Annotated in this window: 1 protein-coding gene; it reads left to right on the forward strand. The window is 75.9% G+C overall.

Going from position 1 to position 17,268, the window contains the following annotated elements:
* Positions 1-38 precede the first annotated feature (38 nt).
* Positions 39-17,267, forward strand: a complete 17,229-nt coding sequence (locus tag ACIF6L_RS32445) for a non-ribosomal peptide synthase/polyketide synthase (protein ID WP_396490991.1) — start codon at positions 39-41, stop codon at positions 17,265-17,267.
* Position 17,268: the final 1 nt, after the last annotated feature.

Genomic DNA, 17,268 nt, shown 5'->3' on the forward strand with positions numbered 1-17,268 from the left:
CGCGCCGCCTCCTCCCCGCCCGGAAGGACCTCATCTCCATGGCCGACCAGCCCGACCACCTCGTCCCCGCGCCCACCTCGCAGCAGGCCGGTGAAGCCTTCGGGGTGCCCGAGCACGAGGCGTCCCCGGTGGACGGGGGCGCGACGCTCGGCGAGCTGTTCGCCACCTGGGTGGCCCGCACGCCCGACGCGCCCGCGGTGACCGACGGCCGGCGCACCTGGAGCTACCGGGAGCTGGCGGCACGGGTCGACCTGCTGGCCGGGTACCTCGTGCGGCGCGGGGCCGGGCCGGAGCGGACGGTGGCACTGGTCCTGCCGCGCTCGATGGAGCTGATCGCGGCGGAGCTGGCCACCGCGAGGGCGGGCGCCGCCTTCCTGCCGGTCGATCCCGACTACCCCGCCGAGCGGCGCGCTCTCATGCTCGCCGACGCGGCGCCCGCGGTGACCCTGGACGACCCGGGCTTCGTGCGCGCCGTGCTGGACGCGGCGGACGGGGGAGGGGGCGGCCTTCCCCGGCCGGCGGTCGGCGCCGACCACGTCGCGTACGTGATCTACACGTCGGGCTCCACCGGGACGCCGAAGGGCGTGGCGGTCACCCATCGCGGCATCGGCGGGTTCACCGCGGCCGCCATCGAGCGGTACGCGGTGCGCTCCGGTGACCGGGTGCTGCAGTTCTCCTCGCCCAGCTTCGACGCCTCCGTCCTGGAGCTCTTCATCTCGGTGCTGTCCGGGGCCACGCTCGTGGTGCCCCCGGGCGGCCCCTGGCTGGGCGACGAACTCGCCGCCGTCCTGGACGAGCACGGCATCACGCACGCCCTGATCCCGCCGGCCGCGCTGGCGACGCTGCCCGCCCCCGCTGCGGGCACCGCCCACCGGCTGCGCACACTGATCGTCGGGGCCGAGGCCTGCCCGCCCGCGCTCGTCGACCGCTGGGCGCCGGGCCGACGCATGATCAACTCCTATGGTCCGACCGAGGCCACCATCGTGGCCACCTGGACCGGGCCGCTCTCGGCCGGTGCCGGTACACCGACGATCGGCGGGGCCCTGCCGCACACCCGGGTGTACGTGCTGGACGCGGCGATGCGTCCGCAACCGGGTTCCTTGGAAGGCGAGTTGTACATCGGTGGCGAAGCGGTGGCGCGCGGCTACCTGAACCGCGCCGGGCTGACCGCCGCCCGCTTCGTCGCCGACCCGTTCGGAGAACCGGGCGCCCGGCTCTACCGCACCGGCGACCGGGCGCGCTGGAACGCCGAGGGAGAACTGGAGTTCCTCGGCCGGCTCGACCGGCAGGTGAAGCTCCGAGGCTTCCGGATCGAACCGGGCGAGATCGAGGCCGCCCTGCGGCGGGACACCGCCGTCGGCGAGGCCGTCGTCGTGGTCCGCGAGGACGAGCCGGGCCGGGAACGCCTGGTCGGCTACGTCACCCCGGCCGACCCGGAGCGGGCCCCCGACCCGGCGGAGCTGCGCACGAACCTGGCCGCCGCGCTGCCGGCCCAGCTGGTGCCGTCCGTCGTCGTCGTGCTGGCGGCGATGCCGCTCACCTCGCAGAACAAGATCGACCGGCGAGCGCTGCCCGCGCCCGTCCGCCCGGCGTCCGCCGACCGGGCGGCACCGCTCACCGCGCCGGAGCGCACCCTGGCCGCCATCTGGGCGGACGTGCTGGGCGCCGACACGGTCGGGGCGACGGACGACTTCTTCGAGCTGGGCGGCGACTCGATCCTCGCCGCCCGCACCCTGGCCCGGATCAGGGACGAACTGGGCGTCCGGCTCACCCTGCGGGACGTCTTCACCGCACGCTCCGTGGCGGCCCTGGCCCCGCTGCTGGGCGGGCACCGCGCCGCCGCGCCGCCCGAGCCGATCCCGGCCGCCCCGCGCGGGGTGCCGCTGCCGCTGTCCAACGCCCAGCGACGGCTCTGGTTCCTCGACGACCTCACGGCCGGCGGGACGGAGTACAACACCGGCGTGGCCCTGCGGCTGCACGGCGCACCGGACCCCGAGGCGCTGAGCCGGGCCCTGCGGCGCCTGGTCGCCCGGCACGCCTCGCTGCGCACCACGTTCGACACGGTCGACGGGCAGGGCGTGCAGCGGATCGCGGAGCAGGCCGCCCTGCCGCTGCGCACGGCTGACCTCGGCGAGCTGCCCGCGGTGCGGCGCGCCGAGGCCGCCGAGCGGTTGCTGACCGACGAGCTGAGCCGCCCCTACGACCTGACGGGCGGCCCGCTGGCCCGGGCGCTGCTGGTGCGCCTGGCCCCCGACGAGCACCTGCTGCTGCTGGGGCAGCACCACGTCATCACCGACGGGTGGTCGGTGGGCGTCCTGGTCCGCGAGCTGGCCGCGCTCTACCACGCGGAGGTCTCCGGCGAACCGGACGCGCTGCCCGTGCCGGCTCTCCAGTACCCCGACTTCGCCGTCTGGGAGCAGCGGCGTCAAGCCTCGAACGCGCAGGTCGCGGAGGACGCCGGGAGCCTCGGGTACTGGAAGCGCCACCTGTCCGGGCTGCAGCACCTGCACCTGCCCACCGACCGGCCGCGGCCCGCGGTGCGCACCACCTCGGGCGCCGCACACCGCCACCACCTGCCCGCGGACCTGGTGGCCCGGCTTCGGCACCTCGCCACCGGACGCGGCACGACGGTGTTCACCCTGTTCGCGGGGGCGTCCGCGCTGCTGTTCTCCCGCTACTCGGGACAGCGGGACGTGGCCTTCGGCACCGTCACCAACGGGCGGGAGCGCCGCGAGCTGGAGGATGTGACGGGCTTCTTCGCGAACACGGTCGTGCTGCGCGGCGACGTGGACGAGACGGTCACCGTCGACCGGTTCGTCGAGAACATGCGCACGACCGTGCTGGACGCCTTCGTCCACGCCGGGGTGCCCTTCGACCGGGTGGTCGAGGAGCTGGCCCCGCCCCGGGATCCCAGCCGCACCCCGCTGGTGCAGGTGCTCGTCGTCCAGCAGGCCCCCCTCGACCTGCCGAGCGCCGGCGGCCTGCGCCTCGAAGAACACCCGCTGCCGCGGCCCGCCGCGCGCTTCGACCTGGTCCTGGAGTTCTCCCCGGACGCCGAGGGCGGCTGCGTCCTGACCGTCGAGTACAACACGGACCTCTTCGAGGCCCCGACCGTGGCCCGGATGTCCCGCCACCTGCACCGACTGCTGGCGGCGATGGCGGACGGCCCGCAGCTGCGGCTGGCCGAACTGCCGATGCTCTCGGAGCAGGAGCGGCGCACCCTGATCGACTCGTGGAACCCGCCCGCGCGCACCGGGCCCACCGCCGCGGAGGTCGCCCTGCCCGAGCTGTTCGAGGCGCAGGCGGCCCGCACCCCCGAGCGGACCGCCGTGGTCTGCGACGCGGTGCGACTGGACTACGCCCAGGTGAACCGGCGTGCCAACCGCCTCGCCCGGCTGCTGGTCTCCCGGGGCGCGGGCCCGGAGAAGCTGGTCGCGCTCTGCCTGCCCCGCTCCGCCGAACTGCCCTCGGCGCTCTGGGCGGTGCTGAAGTCGGGCGCGGGGTACCTCCCGCTGGACCCGGGCTATCCGGCCGAGCGCATCCGGCTGATGCTCGACGACGCCGAGCCGGTGCTCGTCGTCGCCACCCGGCAGACGGCCGCCGCGCTGCCGGAGGGCTGCGAGCCCCTGATCCTCGACGAGCTTGCCGACGCCCCGGGCACGGACGAAGCCGATCTGACCGATGCCGACCGGCTCGGGCCGCTGGCGCCGGACCACCCGGCCTACGTCATCTACACCTCGGGGTCCACCGGCCGCCCCAAGGGTGTGGTGGTCGCCCACCGCACGGTCGTCGCGCTCGCCGGCTGGGCGGGGGAGCGGTTCGGTCCGGGCGGCTTGGACCACGTGATCGCCGCCACCTCGCTCAACTTCGACGTGTCGGTCTTCGAACTGCTCTGCCCCCTGCTGGCGGGCGGGAGCGTCGAGGTGGTCGCCGACCTGCCCGCCCTCGCCGACACGCCCGGCCGGCGGCAGGTCGGGCTGGTCAGCGGCGTGCCCTCGGTGATCTCCCGCCTGCTCGCCGGCGGCGGGGCCCCAGTGGAGGCGCGGACCGTCGTGCTGGCCGGTGAGGCCCTCCCGGCCCAGGTGGTGCGCGACCTGCGGGAGGTCATGCCCGGGTGCGAGATCGCCAATCTCTACGGCCCCACCGAGGCCACCGTGTACGCCACCGCCTGGTTCGCGGGCGACGGGCTGCCGGAGCAGGCACCGCCGATCGGCAGCCCGCTCGCGCTGACCCGCGGCTATGTCCTCGACGACGCGCTGCGCCCGCAGCCTCCGGGGGTGGTCGGCGAGTTGTACCTCGGTGGCGGCGGCCTGGCGCGCGGCTACCTCGGCCGCCCGGGCCTGACCGCCGCCCGGTTCGTGGCCGACCCGTACGGCGCGCCGGGGCAGCGGATGTACCGCACGGGGGACCTGGCCCGCTGGAGCCCCGAGGGTGAGCTGGAGTACGTCGGCCGGATCGACCAGCAGGTCAAGGTCCGCGGCTTCCGGATCGAACTGGGGGAGGTGGAGGAGGCGCTGCGCGGCTGCGAGGGCGTGGCGCAGGCAGCCGCCACCGTCCGCGAGAGCGAGGGCACCCGGCGCCTGGTCGGCTACGTCGTCCCCGTCCCGGGAGGCCGCACGGAGCCCGAAGCCGTACGCCGGGAGCTCGCTCTCACGCTGCCCGACTACCTCGTCCCCTCGGCGGTCCTGGTGCTGGCGACCCTGCCGCTCAACCCCAACGGCAAGCTCGACCGCGGCCGGCTGCCCGCTCCGGGACCGGCCCCGCGCGCCGTGGGCCACGTCGAGCCCCGCTCTCCCAGCGAGCGGGCCTTCGCCGCCATCTGGGCGGACGTCCTCCAGGTGGAGCGGGTCGGCGCGGAGGACAACTTCTTCCAGCTCGGCGGCGACTCCATCCTGAGCATCCAGGTGGTCGCCCGCGCCCGGCAGTCCGGCCTGCCGGTGACCTCCCGGGACGTCTACCAGCACCAGACGGTCGCCGCGCTCGCCCGCTGCGCGGACGCCGCCGACCGGTCGCGGCCGACCGCCCCCGCCGGGGTCGCCGCTACCGGCGAGAGCCCCCTGACGCCCATCCAGCACTGGTGGTTCGACGCGGGCGCCGAACGCGTCGGCCACTTCGCCCAGGCGCTGTCCGTCCGGCTGCCCGAGGACCTGGACCCGGCGGCGCTGGAGGACGCGCTGAACGACCTGGTCGCTCACCACGACGCCCTGCGCTCATCGTTTGGGGCCGCCGACGGCGCGGACCCGCGCTGGCGGATCGACGAGCAGACCCGCCGGGTCGCCCTGGCCCGCCACAGCGGCCCGGACACCGACACCCCGCACTTCGGCCCCTTCGACCTGCGCCACGGGCCGCAGCTGCGCGCCGTGCTGCACGAGCGCGGGGCCGCCCGCCCGCCCGTCCTGCACCTGGCCGTGCACCACCTGGTGGTGGACGGCGTCTCCTGGCGGGTGCTGCTGGAGGACCTCGACCGGGCCTACCGGGCCCGCCGCGACGGCGGCGACGGAGCGGCGGCGCTGCCCGCCAAGTCCTCGCCGCTGCGGCAGTGGGCCCAGCGGCTGCACGCGCACGCCGCCGACGGCGGCTTCGACGACGAGCGGGGCTACTGGGCGCGAGCCCTCCCGGACCGCGCGGACCCGCTCCCGGCCGACCTGGCGGGCGCCGACACCTACGCCTCGGCCCGCTCGGTGACCGTGCGCCTGAGCGCCGCCGACACCGCCGTCCTGCTGCGCACCCTGCCCGAGACCTACCGCACCCAGGTCAACGACGTGCTGCTGAGCGCTCTCGGCCGGGTCCTGTGCGGGTGGAGCGGGCAGGACCGGGTGGTGGTCGACGTCGAGGGGCACGGGCGGGAGGAACTCTTCCCCGACCTCGACATCAGCCGTACCGTCGGCTGGTTCACCACCCGGCACCCCGTCGCCCTCGCCGTTCCGGCGCAGGCGGACTGGGACGCGGTCCTCAAGCAGGTCAAGGAGCAGCTGCGGGCCGTTCCCCGGCACGGCCTGGGCCACGACGTGCTTGACCGGCTGGGCCGGATCGGGACGGCGCGGGGCGCGGCGGCGCAGGGCAGGACGGCGCAGGGCAGGACGGCGCAGGTCAGCTTCAACTACCTGGGGCGCATCGCGTTCCCGGACGGCCCGGACGGCCTGTACCGGGGCACCTTCCGCCCGCTGGAGCTGGACGCCGACCCCCTGGTCGAGCGCCCGCACGCCCTGGAGGTCGTCGGACGCCTCGACGGTGACGCGCTGGAGTTCAGCTGGTTCTACTCCGACCAGCGGTACCTGCCCTCCACCGTCGAGGCGCTGGCCGGACGGTTCGCCGACACGCTGGCCGACCTCGCCCGGCACGCGGCCCGGCCGGGCGCGGGCGGCCGCACGCCGTCCGACTTCCCGCTCGTCCGGCTCGACCAGGCCGCCGTGGACCGCGTCGTGGGAGCCGAGCCGGGCGCCGTGGAGGACGTCCTGCCGCTGACGCCGACCCAGACCGGCATGCTCTTCCACGCCCTCTCCCAGGCCGACAGCGCCGCCTACTTCCAGCAGCTGACCTTCGTCCTGGAGGGCGTACCCGACCCGGACCGGCTGGCCGCGGCCTGGCAGCGGGTGACCGGGCGCAGCGCGGTGCTGCGCGGCCGCGTCCGGTGGCAGGGCGTGCCCGAGCCGTTGCTGGTGGTGGAACGCCGCGCCCCCGTCCCGGTCACCGGCCTGGACTGGCGCGAGCTGACCGAGGAGGAGCGCCGCGAGCGGCTGGCCGACCTGCTGGACCGCGACCGCGCGACCGGCATCGACCTTGCCCAGGCGCCGCTCCAGCGCCTGGTGCTCGCACGGGTCTCGGAGACCGGGGTGCGCGTGGTCTGGTCCTTTCACCACCTGATCCTGGACGGCTGGAGCCTGTTCCAGGTGCTGTCGGACGTCTTCGCCTGCCACGCGGCGCTCTGCGCGGCGGGGCCGGACGCTCCGGACGTCCTCGACGTCCTCGACGGCCTCGACGTCCCGGACGGGACGGCGCAGCGCCCTCCCTACCGCGACTACCTGGCCTGGCTGCGCGAGCGCGACTGGGACCAGGCCGAGCAGCACTGGCGGGAGCGCCTCGGCGGCCTGACCGAGGCGACGCCGCTGCCCTGGGACCGCGAGCCGCGCGAGAGCCACCACGCGGAGTCCGGCCAGGCCGTGCGGGTGAGCGTGCCCGCGTCCGCCACCCGGGCCCTGGAAGGCTTCGCGAAGACCACCGGCCTCACCCTGAACACCCTGGTCCAGGGCGCCTGGGCGCTGCTGCTGGGGCGTCAGTCAGGCCGTGACGAGGTGGTGTTCGGTACCGCGGTGTCCGGCCGGCCGGCCGAGCTGCCCGGCGCCGAGGCGATGACCGGCCTCTTCATCGCGACGCTGCCCACCCGCGCGGCGGTGCCGGCCGTCGGCACGCTGGTCGACTGGCTGCGCCGGCTCCAGTGGGAGCAGAACGAGGACCGGCGCTTCGACTTCGTGCCACTGACCCGGATGCGGACGTTCACCGGCCTTCCCGAGCGGACCGCCCTGTTCGACAGCATCGTCGTCTTCGAGAACTACCCGGTGGACGACGAACTCGCCGCCGCCCACGGCCTGCGCCTGAGCGGCCTGGAGGGTGTCGAGACCACCAACTACCCCTTGAGCCTGGTGGCCTACCCGGGCCCTGAGCTGGCGCTGCGGCTCTGCTACGACCCGGAGCTGTTCGACGCCGCCACGGCTCGGCGGATGGCCGAGTACCTCACCGTCCTGCTGGCGGGTATGCCCGACGGCGCCCAGCGTCCGCCCGCCCGGCTGCCGCTGCTGAGCGCGGAGCGCCGCGCCCAGGTGCTCCACGCCTGGAACGACACCGCCACCGACCTGCCCGAACGCAGCGTCGCCGAGCTGTTCGCCGAACAGGTGCGCCGCACGCCCGACGCCGTCGCGCTGGAAGCGGGCGACGAGCGACTCAGCTACCGGGAGCTCGACGCCCGCGCCGCCGCCCTGGCGCGCCGGCTGACCGCGCTCGGCGTCCGGGTCGAACGCCCGGTCGGCGTGCTGATGAACCGTTCGGTGTGGCTGATCGTCGCCCAACTGGCACTGGTCCGCACCGGCGGGGTGTACGTGCCGCTGGACGGGCGGGCGCCGCGCGAGCGGCTGCGCCGGACGCTGGCCGAGGCCGGCGCCGGGCTGGTGCTCACCGACGCCGACTGGGAGCCGACGGCGCGCGACCTGTGCCCCGGCGACGGCGTCCTGCGCCCGGACGAGCCGACGCACCACGCGGCCGCCGAGGGCCGGCCCGATCAGGACGGTCCGGCGGTCCACCCCGACAACCTCCAGTACCTGATGTTCACCTCCGGCTCGACGGGCACGCCCAAGGGCGTCGCGGTGCGCCAGCGCGATGTCGCCGCGCTCGCCCTGGGCCGTGCCTTCACCGGCCACGACCGGGTGCTCGTGCACTCCCCGCACGCGTTCGACGCCTCCACCTACGAGGTGTGGGTGCCCCTGCTGCGCGGCGGCACGGCCGTGCTGGCCCCTCCGGTGGAACTGGACGCGGCCGTGGTCCGGCGCGCCGTCACCGAGCAGGGTGTGCGCCACCTCTGGCTGACCGCCGGCCTCTTCCGCCTCCTCGCCCAGGAGGACCCCGGCTGCCTGCGCGGCGCCCGGGAAGTGTGGACCGGTGGCGAGGCCGTGCCGGGCGCGGTGGTCCGCCGGGTCCTGGAGGCGTGCCCCGACCTGACCGTGGTCGACGGCTACGGTCCGACCGAGACGACCACCTTCGCCACCCGCCGGGTCTTCCGCGCCGGCGAGCCGCTGTCCGCGGTGCTGCCCATCGGACGCCCGCTGGACAACACCCGCGTCTACCTGCTCGACGACGCGCTCCAGCCGCAACCGCCCGGCATCGTGGGAGAGCTGTACATCGCCGGCGCCGGGCTCGCCCGGGGCTACGCCGGCCGGCCCGGCGAGACCGCCACCCGTTACCTGGCCGACCCGTTCGGGCCGCCGGGGGAGCGGATGTACCGCACCGGTGACACCGCGCGCTGGAGCGACGACGGCGAACTGCACTTCGTGGGGCGGGCGGACGACCAGATCAAGGTCCGCGGGTTCCGCATCGAACCCGCCGAGATCGAGGCGCGCCTCACCGACCACCCGGACGTCGCCGAGGCGGTCGTCTCGCTCCACCAGGACGGCGGCCGCAAGCGGCTGGCCGCCCACCTGGTGCCGGCCGAAGGCGCCGCGGCGCCGTCCGCGACCGCCCTGCGCAGCCACCTGGCGGGCGACCTGCCCGACTACATGCTGCCCGCCGCGTTCGTCACGGTGCCCGAGCTGCCCCTGACGGCGAACGGCAAGGTCGACCGGCGCCGGCTGCCCGCCCCCGACTGGGCGGCGTCCGGAGACAGCGCCTACCGGGCACCGGCCACCGGGACCGAACAGGTGCTCGCCGCGATCTGGGCGGAGCTGCTCGGCGTGGACCGCGTCGGCGTCGACGACGACTTCTTCATGCTGGGCGGCGACTCGATCCTGAGCATCCAGGTCGTCTCGCGGGCCCGGGCAGCGGGGCTCGCGCTGACCCCCCGCGACCTGTTCCGGTTCCCCACCATCGCCGCACTGGCCGTCATGACCGGCACGGCGGGCTCCGTCGCCGGCACCGAGCCGGTGAGCGGCGAGGTCGCCCTCGCGCCGATCCAGCACTGGTACCTCGACCCCCGCCCGCCGCAGGCCGGCTTCTTCAACCAGAGCGTGGTCGTGGAGACCCCCGGCCAGGTCGACCCGGACGTGCTGCGCCGCGCCCTGACGGCCCTGTGGGCGCACCACGACGCGCTGCGGTCACGCTTCACCGCCGAGCCGGACGGCGGCGTCCGCCAGCACTGCGCCCCGGCGGACGCCCCCGCGCCCGAGCTGCTCGAAGTCTGCGACCTGGCCGGCCTGGAGCCGGGCGCGGCCGAGCGGGCCGAGGCCCTGGCCACCGCGGCGGCGCACGAAGGGTTCCGGCTGGAGACCGGCCCGCTGCTCACCGCCCGCCTGTTCACCACCGGCGGCACCGGGCCCGCCCGGCTGCTGCTGGCCGTGCACCACCTGGTGGTCGACGGGGTCTCCTGGCGGGTGCTGCTGGAGGACCTGGAGACCGCCTACCGGCAGGCCGCGGCCGGTCGGCCGCTGCGCCTGCCCGCCCGGACGAGCTCGTTCCAGGAATGGACGCGCCGGTTGCGCGAGCACACGGCGAGCGGCGGGTTCGCCGGCCGGCGTGCCCACTGGACGGCGGTCGCCCGGCACAGCGCGGCGCCGCTGCCGGTGGACAGCGAGGGCGGCAACACCGCGGCCGACGTGCGCGCGGTGACGGTCCGGCTGGACCGGGAACGCACCGACGAACTGCTGCGCAAGGTCCCCGGGGCCTACCGGACCCGGATCGACGACGTCCTGCTCACCGCGCTCGGCCGGGTCGTCGCCCGATGGACCGGGCGGGACACCGTCGCCGTCGGGCTGGAGGGGCACGGGCGCGAGGACCAGTTCTTCGAGGACATCGATCTGTCCCGCACGGTCGGCTGGTTCACCACGCTCTTCCCCGTCGCCCTCCGGGTGCCCGAGGGGGACTGGGGCACCGCGCTCAAGTCCGTGAAGGAGCAGCTGCGCGCGGTGCCCGACCGGGGTTTGGGCTACGGCGCGCTGCGCCACCTCGCCCAGGACGCCCAGCTGGTCGGTGCGGCGACTCCCGGCATCAGCTTCAACTACCTGGGCCGGTTCGACTGGTCGGACGAGGGCGCCGCGCTGGTGCGCGCGGTCCCCGGCGGGCTCGACGGCGCGCAGGCGCCCGGCGCGGTGCGCCCGCACCTGCTCGACGTAGTGGCCCGCGTCCAGGACGACCACCTGGAGATCAGCTGGTACTACAGCGCCGGCCGCCACCACGAGCGGACCGTGGCCTCGCTGGCGGACGGCATGGTGACCGCGCTGGAAGGCATCGTCGCCCACTGCGCCGACCCGGACGCCGGCGGCCGCACCCCCGCCGACTTCCCGCTGGCCCGCCTGGACCAGGCGGCCGTCGACCGGATCGTGGGGGACGGGCGCGACGTGGCGGACGTCTACCCGCTCACGCCGATGCAGGCCGGCATGCTCTTCCACAGCCTGCTCGAACCGGACGGCCGCACCTACCTCAACCAGGTGCAGCTGGTGCTGTCCGGGGTCACCGACCCGCACGCCCTGGCCGAGGCGTGGCAGCGGACCGCGGACGCCAACCCGATCCTGCGCACCCGGCTGACCTGGGAGGAGAGCGCCGAGCCGCACCAGGTCGTCCAGCAGCGGGCCGCCGTGCCGGTGGCCCACCACGACTGGTCGCAGTGGCCGGCCGACCGGATCGAGCGCGAGACGGCCCGTCTGGTCGCCGAGGACCGGCAGGCCGGCCTCGACCTGCGCACGGCGCCGCTGATGCGGCTCGCCCTGATCCGGCTGTCACCGACCCGGGTGCGGATGGTGTGGACCTTCCACCACGTCCTGCTGGACGGGTGGAGCGCGGCCCAGGTCTTCGACGAGGTGTGCGAGCGGTACGACGCCCTCACCACCGGGCGCCCGCCGGCGGCGCCCGAGCGGGCTCCCTTCGGCCACTACCTGGGCTGGCTGGCCGGGCAGGACCCCGCCCGGGCCGAGCGGCACTGGCGCGAGGCCCTCGCCGGATTCCCGGCCGCCACCCCGCTGCCCCGGGACCGGTGGCCCGTCGAGGCCCACCGTGCCTCCTCCGGCGCGTCGGTGCGCGTGGCGCTCGACGACGACCTGTCGCCGCGGCTGCGCGAGACGGCGCAACAGGCGGGGCTGACCGTCAACACGGTGCTGCAGGGTGCCTGGGCGCTGCTGCTCGCGCGCTGCGGCGGCGGCGACGACGTGGTGTTCGGCACCATCGTCTCCGGTCGGCCTGCCGAACTCCCCGGCGTGACCTCGATGGTGGGGCTGTTCATCAACACGCTGCCCACCCGGGTGCGGATCGAGGGACAGCGCCCGCTGCGGGAGTGGCTGCGTGCTCTGCAGGCCGCCCAGTCGGAGGACCGGCGCCACGGCTTCGTCTCGCTGGCGCAGCTGCAGACCTGGAGCGAGGTGCCTGGCGGGACCAGCCTGTTCGACAGCATCGTGGTCTTCGAGAACTACCCGTTCGACGAGGACGCGGTGAACCGTTACGGCCTGGCCGTCGAGGCCGAACGCGACGTGGAGCCCACCAACTACCCGCTGTGCGTGGTGGTGGTGCCCGGCGAGGCGCTGTCGGTCAGCCTCGAGTACGACCCGGCCGCCTTCGACGCGGCGACCGTCGAGGCGCTCGGGGCGGGCCTGGCGACGCTGCTCGCGGCGATCGCGGCGGACCTCGAACAGTCGCCGGCCGACGTGCCGCTGCCGGACCCGCCGCGCGGACGCGCGGCCCTCGAACGGCTCGCGGCGGCGGTGGCCCCGGCGCCGGGGGGAACCCTGTCCGAGCCGCCGCGGGCCACCCCGGCCGCGGCCGGCGACCGGCCCTCGCGCACCGGCACCGAGCGGCTGCTCGCCGCGATCTGGTCCGAGGTCCTCGGTGTGCCCGACGTGGGCCCGGACGACAACTACTTCGCGCTCGGCGGCGACTCGATCCTGGGGATCCAGATCGTCTCGGCCGCCCGCCGGGCCGGGCTCGCGCTGACCCCCCGGCACCTGTTCTCGCACCAGACACTGGCCGAACTCGCCCTGGCCGCCGAGGAGGCGCCGGTCGCGGCGGTCGTCGCCGAGCAGGGCGCGGTGGTGGGCGAGGTGCCGCTCACCCCCGTCCAGCACTGGCTGTTCGACACCCTGGGCGGTGACGCCCGCTTCACCCAGGGGGTCTCCCACCAGCTCGCGGCGGACGCCGACGAGACCCTGCTGCGCGCGGCCCTGACCGCCGTGCTGGCCCACCACGACGCGCTGAGCCTCCGGTTCGAGCCGACCGGCCCCGGTCAGTGGCGCCAGTACGGAGCCGCCCCCGGCGGCGCGCCGGTCAGCCTGCGGGTGCACGACCTGCCCGGCGGTGAGCCGCGGGTCCTCGCGGCGGCGCTGCGGGAGGCCGCCGCCGACCTGGCGGACGGCTTCGACCTGGGCAGCGGGCCACTGCTGCGCGCCGCGCTGTGCCGCTTCGACGGCGCGGCGCACCCGGTCCTGCTGCTGGCCGCGCACCACCTGGTGGTGGACGCCGTCTCCTGGCGGCTGATCCTCGAGGACCTGGAGCGCGCCTATCGCGCCCTGGGCGAAGGTCGGACGCCCGACCTCGGGGCCAAGAGCACCTCGTTCCAGGCCTGGGCCCGCCGGCTCGCCGCGCACACCGCGGCCGGCGGCTTCGACGACGAACTCGTCCACTGGCAGAGCCTCGACGACGGGGACGGCGCGATCGTGCTGCCGAGGGACCTCGACGGCGCCAACACGGCGGCCGTCGAGGAGGCGCTGACCGTCGGCCTGGACGCCGAGGAGACCCGCCGGCTGCTCCAGGACGTGCCGGACGTCTACCGGACCCGGGTCAACGACGTCCTGCTCTGCGCCCTGGGCCGGGTGCTGTCCCGCTGGACCGGCCGGGACCGGGTGGTGGTGACCCTGGAGGGCCACGGCCGGGAGGAGCTGTTCGACGACGTCGACCTCGCCCGGACCGTCGGCTGGTTCACCACGATGTACCCCGTCGCCCTGGAGGTGCCCCGGGACGCGGACACCGGTGGCGCGCTGAAGGCGGTCAAGGAGAGCCTGCGCGCGGTGCCGCGCGGCGGACTCGGCTACGGCGCGCTTCGCCACCTGCGGCCCGCCGGGGGACCGCCGCTGCCGGAGCTGCCGCGGATCGGCTTCAACTACCTGGGGCGCCAGGACCGGAACCACCCACCGGGCGGTCTGCTGCACGCGCCGTCCGGCCCGCTCGGCGGCGGTATGGACCCCTCGGCCGAGCGGCCGCACCTCCTCGACGTCCTCGGGCAGGTGAGCGAGGGGCGGCTGGAGTTCACCTGGTCGTACTCCCGGGAGGTGCACCGGCGGGAGACCGTCGCCCGGCTGGCGGCCGAACTGGCCGACGAGCTGCGGGCGATCATCCGCCACTGCGCCGAGCCCGGCGCCGGGGGCCGCACGCCCTCCGACTTCCCGCTCGCTCCGCTGGACCAGCCGGCCGTCGACCGGCTGGCGGGCACCGGGCGGGAGGTGGTGGAGATCTACCCGCTCACGCCGACCCAGACCGGCATGGTCGTGCACGGCCTCGACGAGGCGGGGAACGGCCTCTACGTCGAGCAGCTCACCTTCGTGCTGGACGGCGCCCGCGACCCGCGACTGCTGGCCGCCGCCTGGCAGCACGTGGTCGACCGCACACCGGTGCTGCGCACCTCCGTGGTGCTGCACGACGTGCCCGTACCCCTTCAGGTGGTGCACCGGCAGGCGACCCTGCCCGTCACCGAGCACGACTGGAGCGCCGTGGCGCCCGAGCGGCTCGGCACGGAGCTGGAACTGTTCCTCGCCGAGCGGCGGGGCCGCCCGCTGGGCCTGGACCGGGCCCCGCTGCTGCGGCTCGACCTGGTCCGGCTCGGCCCGGACGCGGTGCGCGTGGTGTGGACCTTCCACCACGTCCTGCTGGACGGGTGGAGCGTCTTCCAGGTCCTGTCGGACGTGCTGGCCGCCCACGCGGCGCTCGCCCGCGGCGAGCGGCCGAGTCTGCCCGAGCGCCGGCCCTTCGCGGACTACGCGGGCTGGCTGGCCGGCCGCGACACCGGCCGGGCGGCGGACCACTGGCGGGGCGCCCTGGCGGACCTCGCCACGCCCACCGCGCTGCCCTACGACCGCAGGCCCGGTCAGGACGCGACGGCCTGCTCCGGGGTCTGGCTGTCGCAGCGGCTCGGCGCGGCCGAGACCCACCGCCTCCAGGAGTTCGCCCGTCGCCACCGCCTCACCCTGAACACCCTGGTCCAGGGGGCCTGGGCGTTGCTGCTCTCGCGCTGGAGCGGCCAGTCGCAGGTGTGCTTCGGCACCACCGTCTCCGGCCGGCCGGCCGACCTGGTCGGCGCGGACACCATCATCGGCCTCTTCATCACCACGCTGCCCGCCCGCGTCACCGTCGACGGCGGCGCGAGCTGCGACGGGTGGCTGCGCGCGGTGCAGGAGGCCCGGGCCGAGGACCGCCGGTTCGACCACCTGCCGCTGAGCGAGATCCAGGCCCTCAGCGAACTGCCGCCCGGCACAGCGATGTTCGACAGTCTGATCGTCTTCGAGAACTACCCGGTGGGCGATGCGACGGCCGGCGCGCACGGACTGCTGATCCGCGACCTGGAGGCCCGGGAGGCCACCAACTACCCGCTCACCGTCGTGGTTTCACCCGGCGACCGGCTCAGTGTGGAACTCGGCTACGACCCGCGGTACTTCGATCCCGGCACGGCCGGCTCGCTGGCCGCCCAGCTGCTGCACACGCTGTCCGCGCTGGCCGCCTCGGACGGCGCCGGCCGGCTGGACGACATCGACGTGCTGCCGCCCGGGGAGCGGACCCGGCTGCTGCACGGGCCGGTGCGACCGCCGCTCGACCCGGCGCCCCGGGCCACGCTGCCCGCCCTGGTGGAGGCCGCCGTGGACCGCCGGCCGGACGCACCGGCGCTGGCCGCCCCGGGCCTGGAGCTGTCCTTCGCCGAGGTCGAGGCGCACGCCAACCGGCTGGCGCACCGGCTCATCGCGCGCGGCGCCGGTCCCGGCGAGCTGGTGGCGCTGCTGCTGCCGCGCTCGGCGGACATGGTGCTGGCCCAGCTCGCGGTGGCGAAGACCGGCGCCGCGTTCCTGCCGGTCGACCCCACCTATCCGGACGAACGGGTCGAGCTGATGCTGCGCGACGCGGCTCCCGCGCTCACCCTCGATGCCAAGGAGGTGGCCGGCCTGCTGGCCGCGCCGGCGGACGGCACGCCCGACCGCCGGCCCACCGACGCCGACCGCAGCCGCCCGCTGGACCTGGACGACCCGGCCTACGTGATCTACACCTCCGGCTCCACCGGTACCCCCAAGGGCGTCGTCCTCACCCACCGCGGGCTCGCGGTGTTCGCCGCGGCCGAGGCCGAGCACTACCAAGTGACCCCGGGGGACCGGGTGCTGGCCTTCGCCACCCCCAGCTTCGACGCCTCCGTGCTCGAACTGTGCATGTCCCTCCCGCACGGAGCCCGGCTGGTGGTCCCCGCTCCCGGTCCGCTGCTCGGCACCTCGCTCGCCCAGGTGCTGCGGGAGGAGCGGATCACCCATACCCTGCTGCCCCCGGCCGCCCTGGCCACCCTGCCGCCCGGCACCCCCGGCACGCTGCCGGACCTCAAGACGCTGGTGGTCGGCGCCGACGCGTGCAGCGCCGACCTGGTGGCCCGGTGGGCCCCGCGGCACCGCATGGTCAACTCCTACGGGCCCACCGAGGCCACCGTCGTCGCCACCTGGTCCGCGCCGCTGGAGCCGGACGGCGCCGCGCCGCCCATCGGCCGCCCGCTGCCCGCCACCGGGGCCTACGTCCTGGACGCGCGGCTGCGGCCGGTGGCCGACGGCGTGCCGGGCGAACTGTGGCTGAGCGGACCGGCCCTGGCCCGCGGCTACCTGGGCCGGCCGGGGCTGACCGCGGCGCGGTTCACGGCCGACCCGTTCGGTCCGCCCGGCACCCGGATGTACCGCACCGGCGACCGGGTGCGCCGCGACTCCCGAGGCGAGCTGCACTACCTGGGCCGCACGGACCACCAGCTCAAGCTGCGCGGACACCGGATCGAGGCGGGCGAGGTCGAGGCGGTCCTGGTGCGCCACCCGTCCGTCCTGGACGCCGTGGTGAGCGTGCGGGAGGACGAGCCGGGGCAGCCTCGCCTGGTCGCCCACCTGCTCGCGGGCCCCGGCGGCGACGCGCCGTCCGGCGCCGAGCTGCGCGCCCTGGCCGCCCGCTCCCTGCCGGGCTACATGGTCCCCTCGGCGTTCGCGGTCCTGGACGCCTTCCCGCTCACCGAGAGCGGCAAGACCGACCGGAGGGCGCTGCCCGTGCCCGCCCCCGTCGAGTGGGGGCAGGCCGGCCACGTGGCGCCCCGCACGCCCACCGAGGAGGCGGTGGCGGCCATCTGGGAGGAGAGCCTGCGGACGGCCGTGGGCGTGGAGGACGACTACTTCCTGCTGGGCGGCGACTCGATGCGCGCCCTGCTGATCGCCTCCCGCGCCAACGACGCCTTCGGCGTCACGCTCACCCCCCGCGACATCCTGGTCTCCCGCACCGTGGCCGCCCTGGCGGAGCTGGTGGAGGAGCAGGTGCTGAGCGAGCTCGAAGACGCCGCGTACGGCGGCCCCGACGACGACGACGAACGGTGAG

Source organism: Kitasatospora sp. NPDC086009 (assembly GCF_044540385.1).
Taxonomy (GTDB): Bacteria; Actinomycetota; Actinomycetes; order Streptomycetales; family Streptomycetaceae; genus Kitasatospora.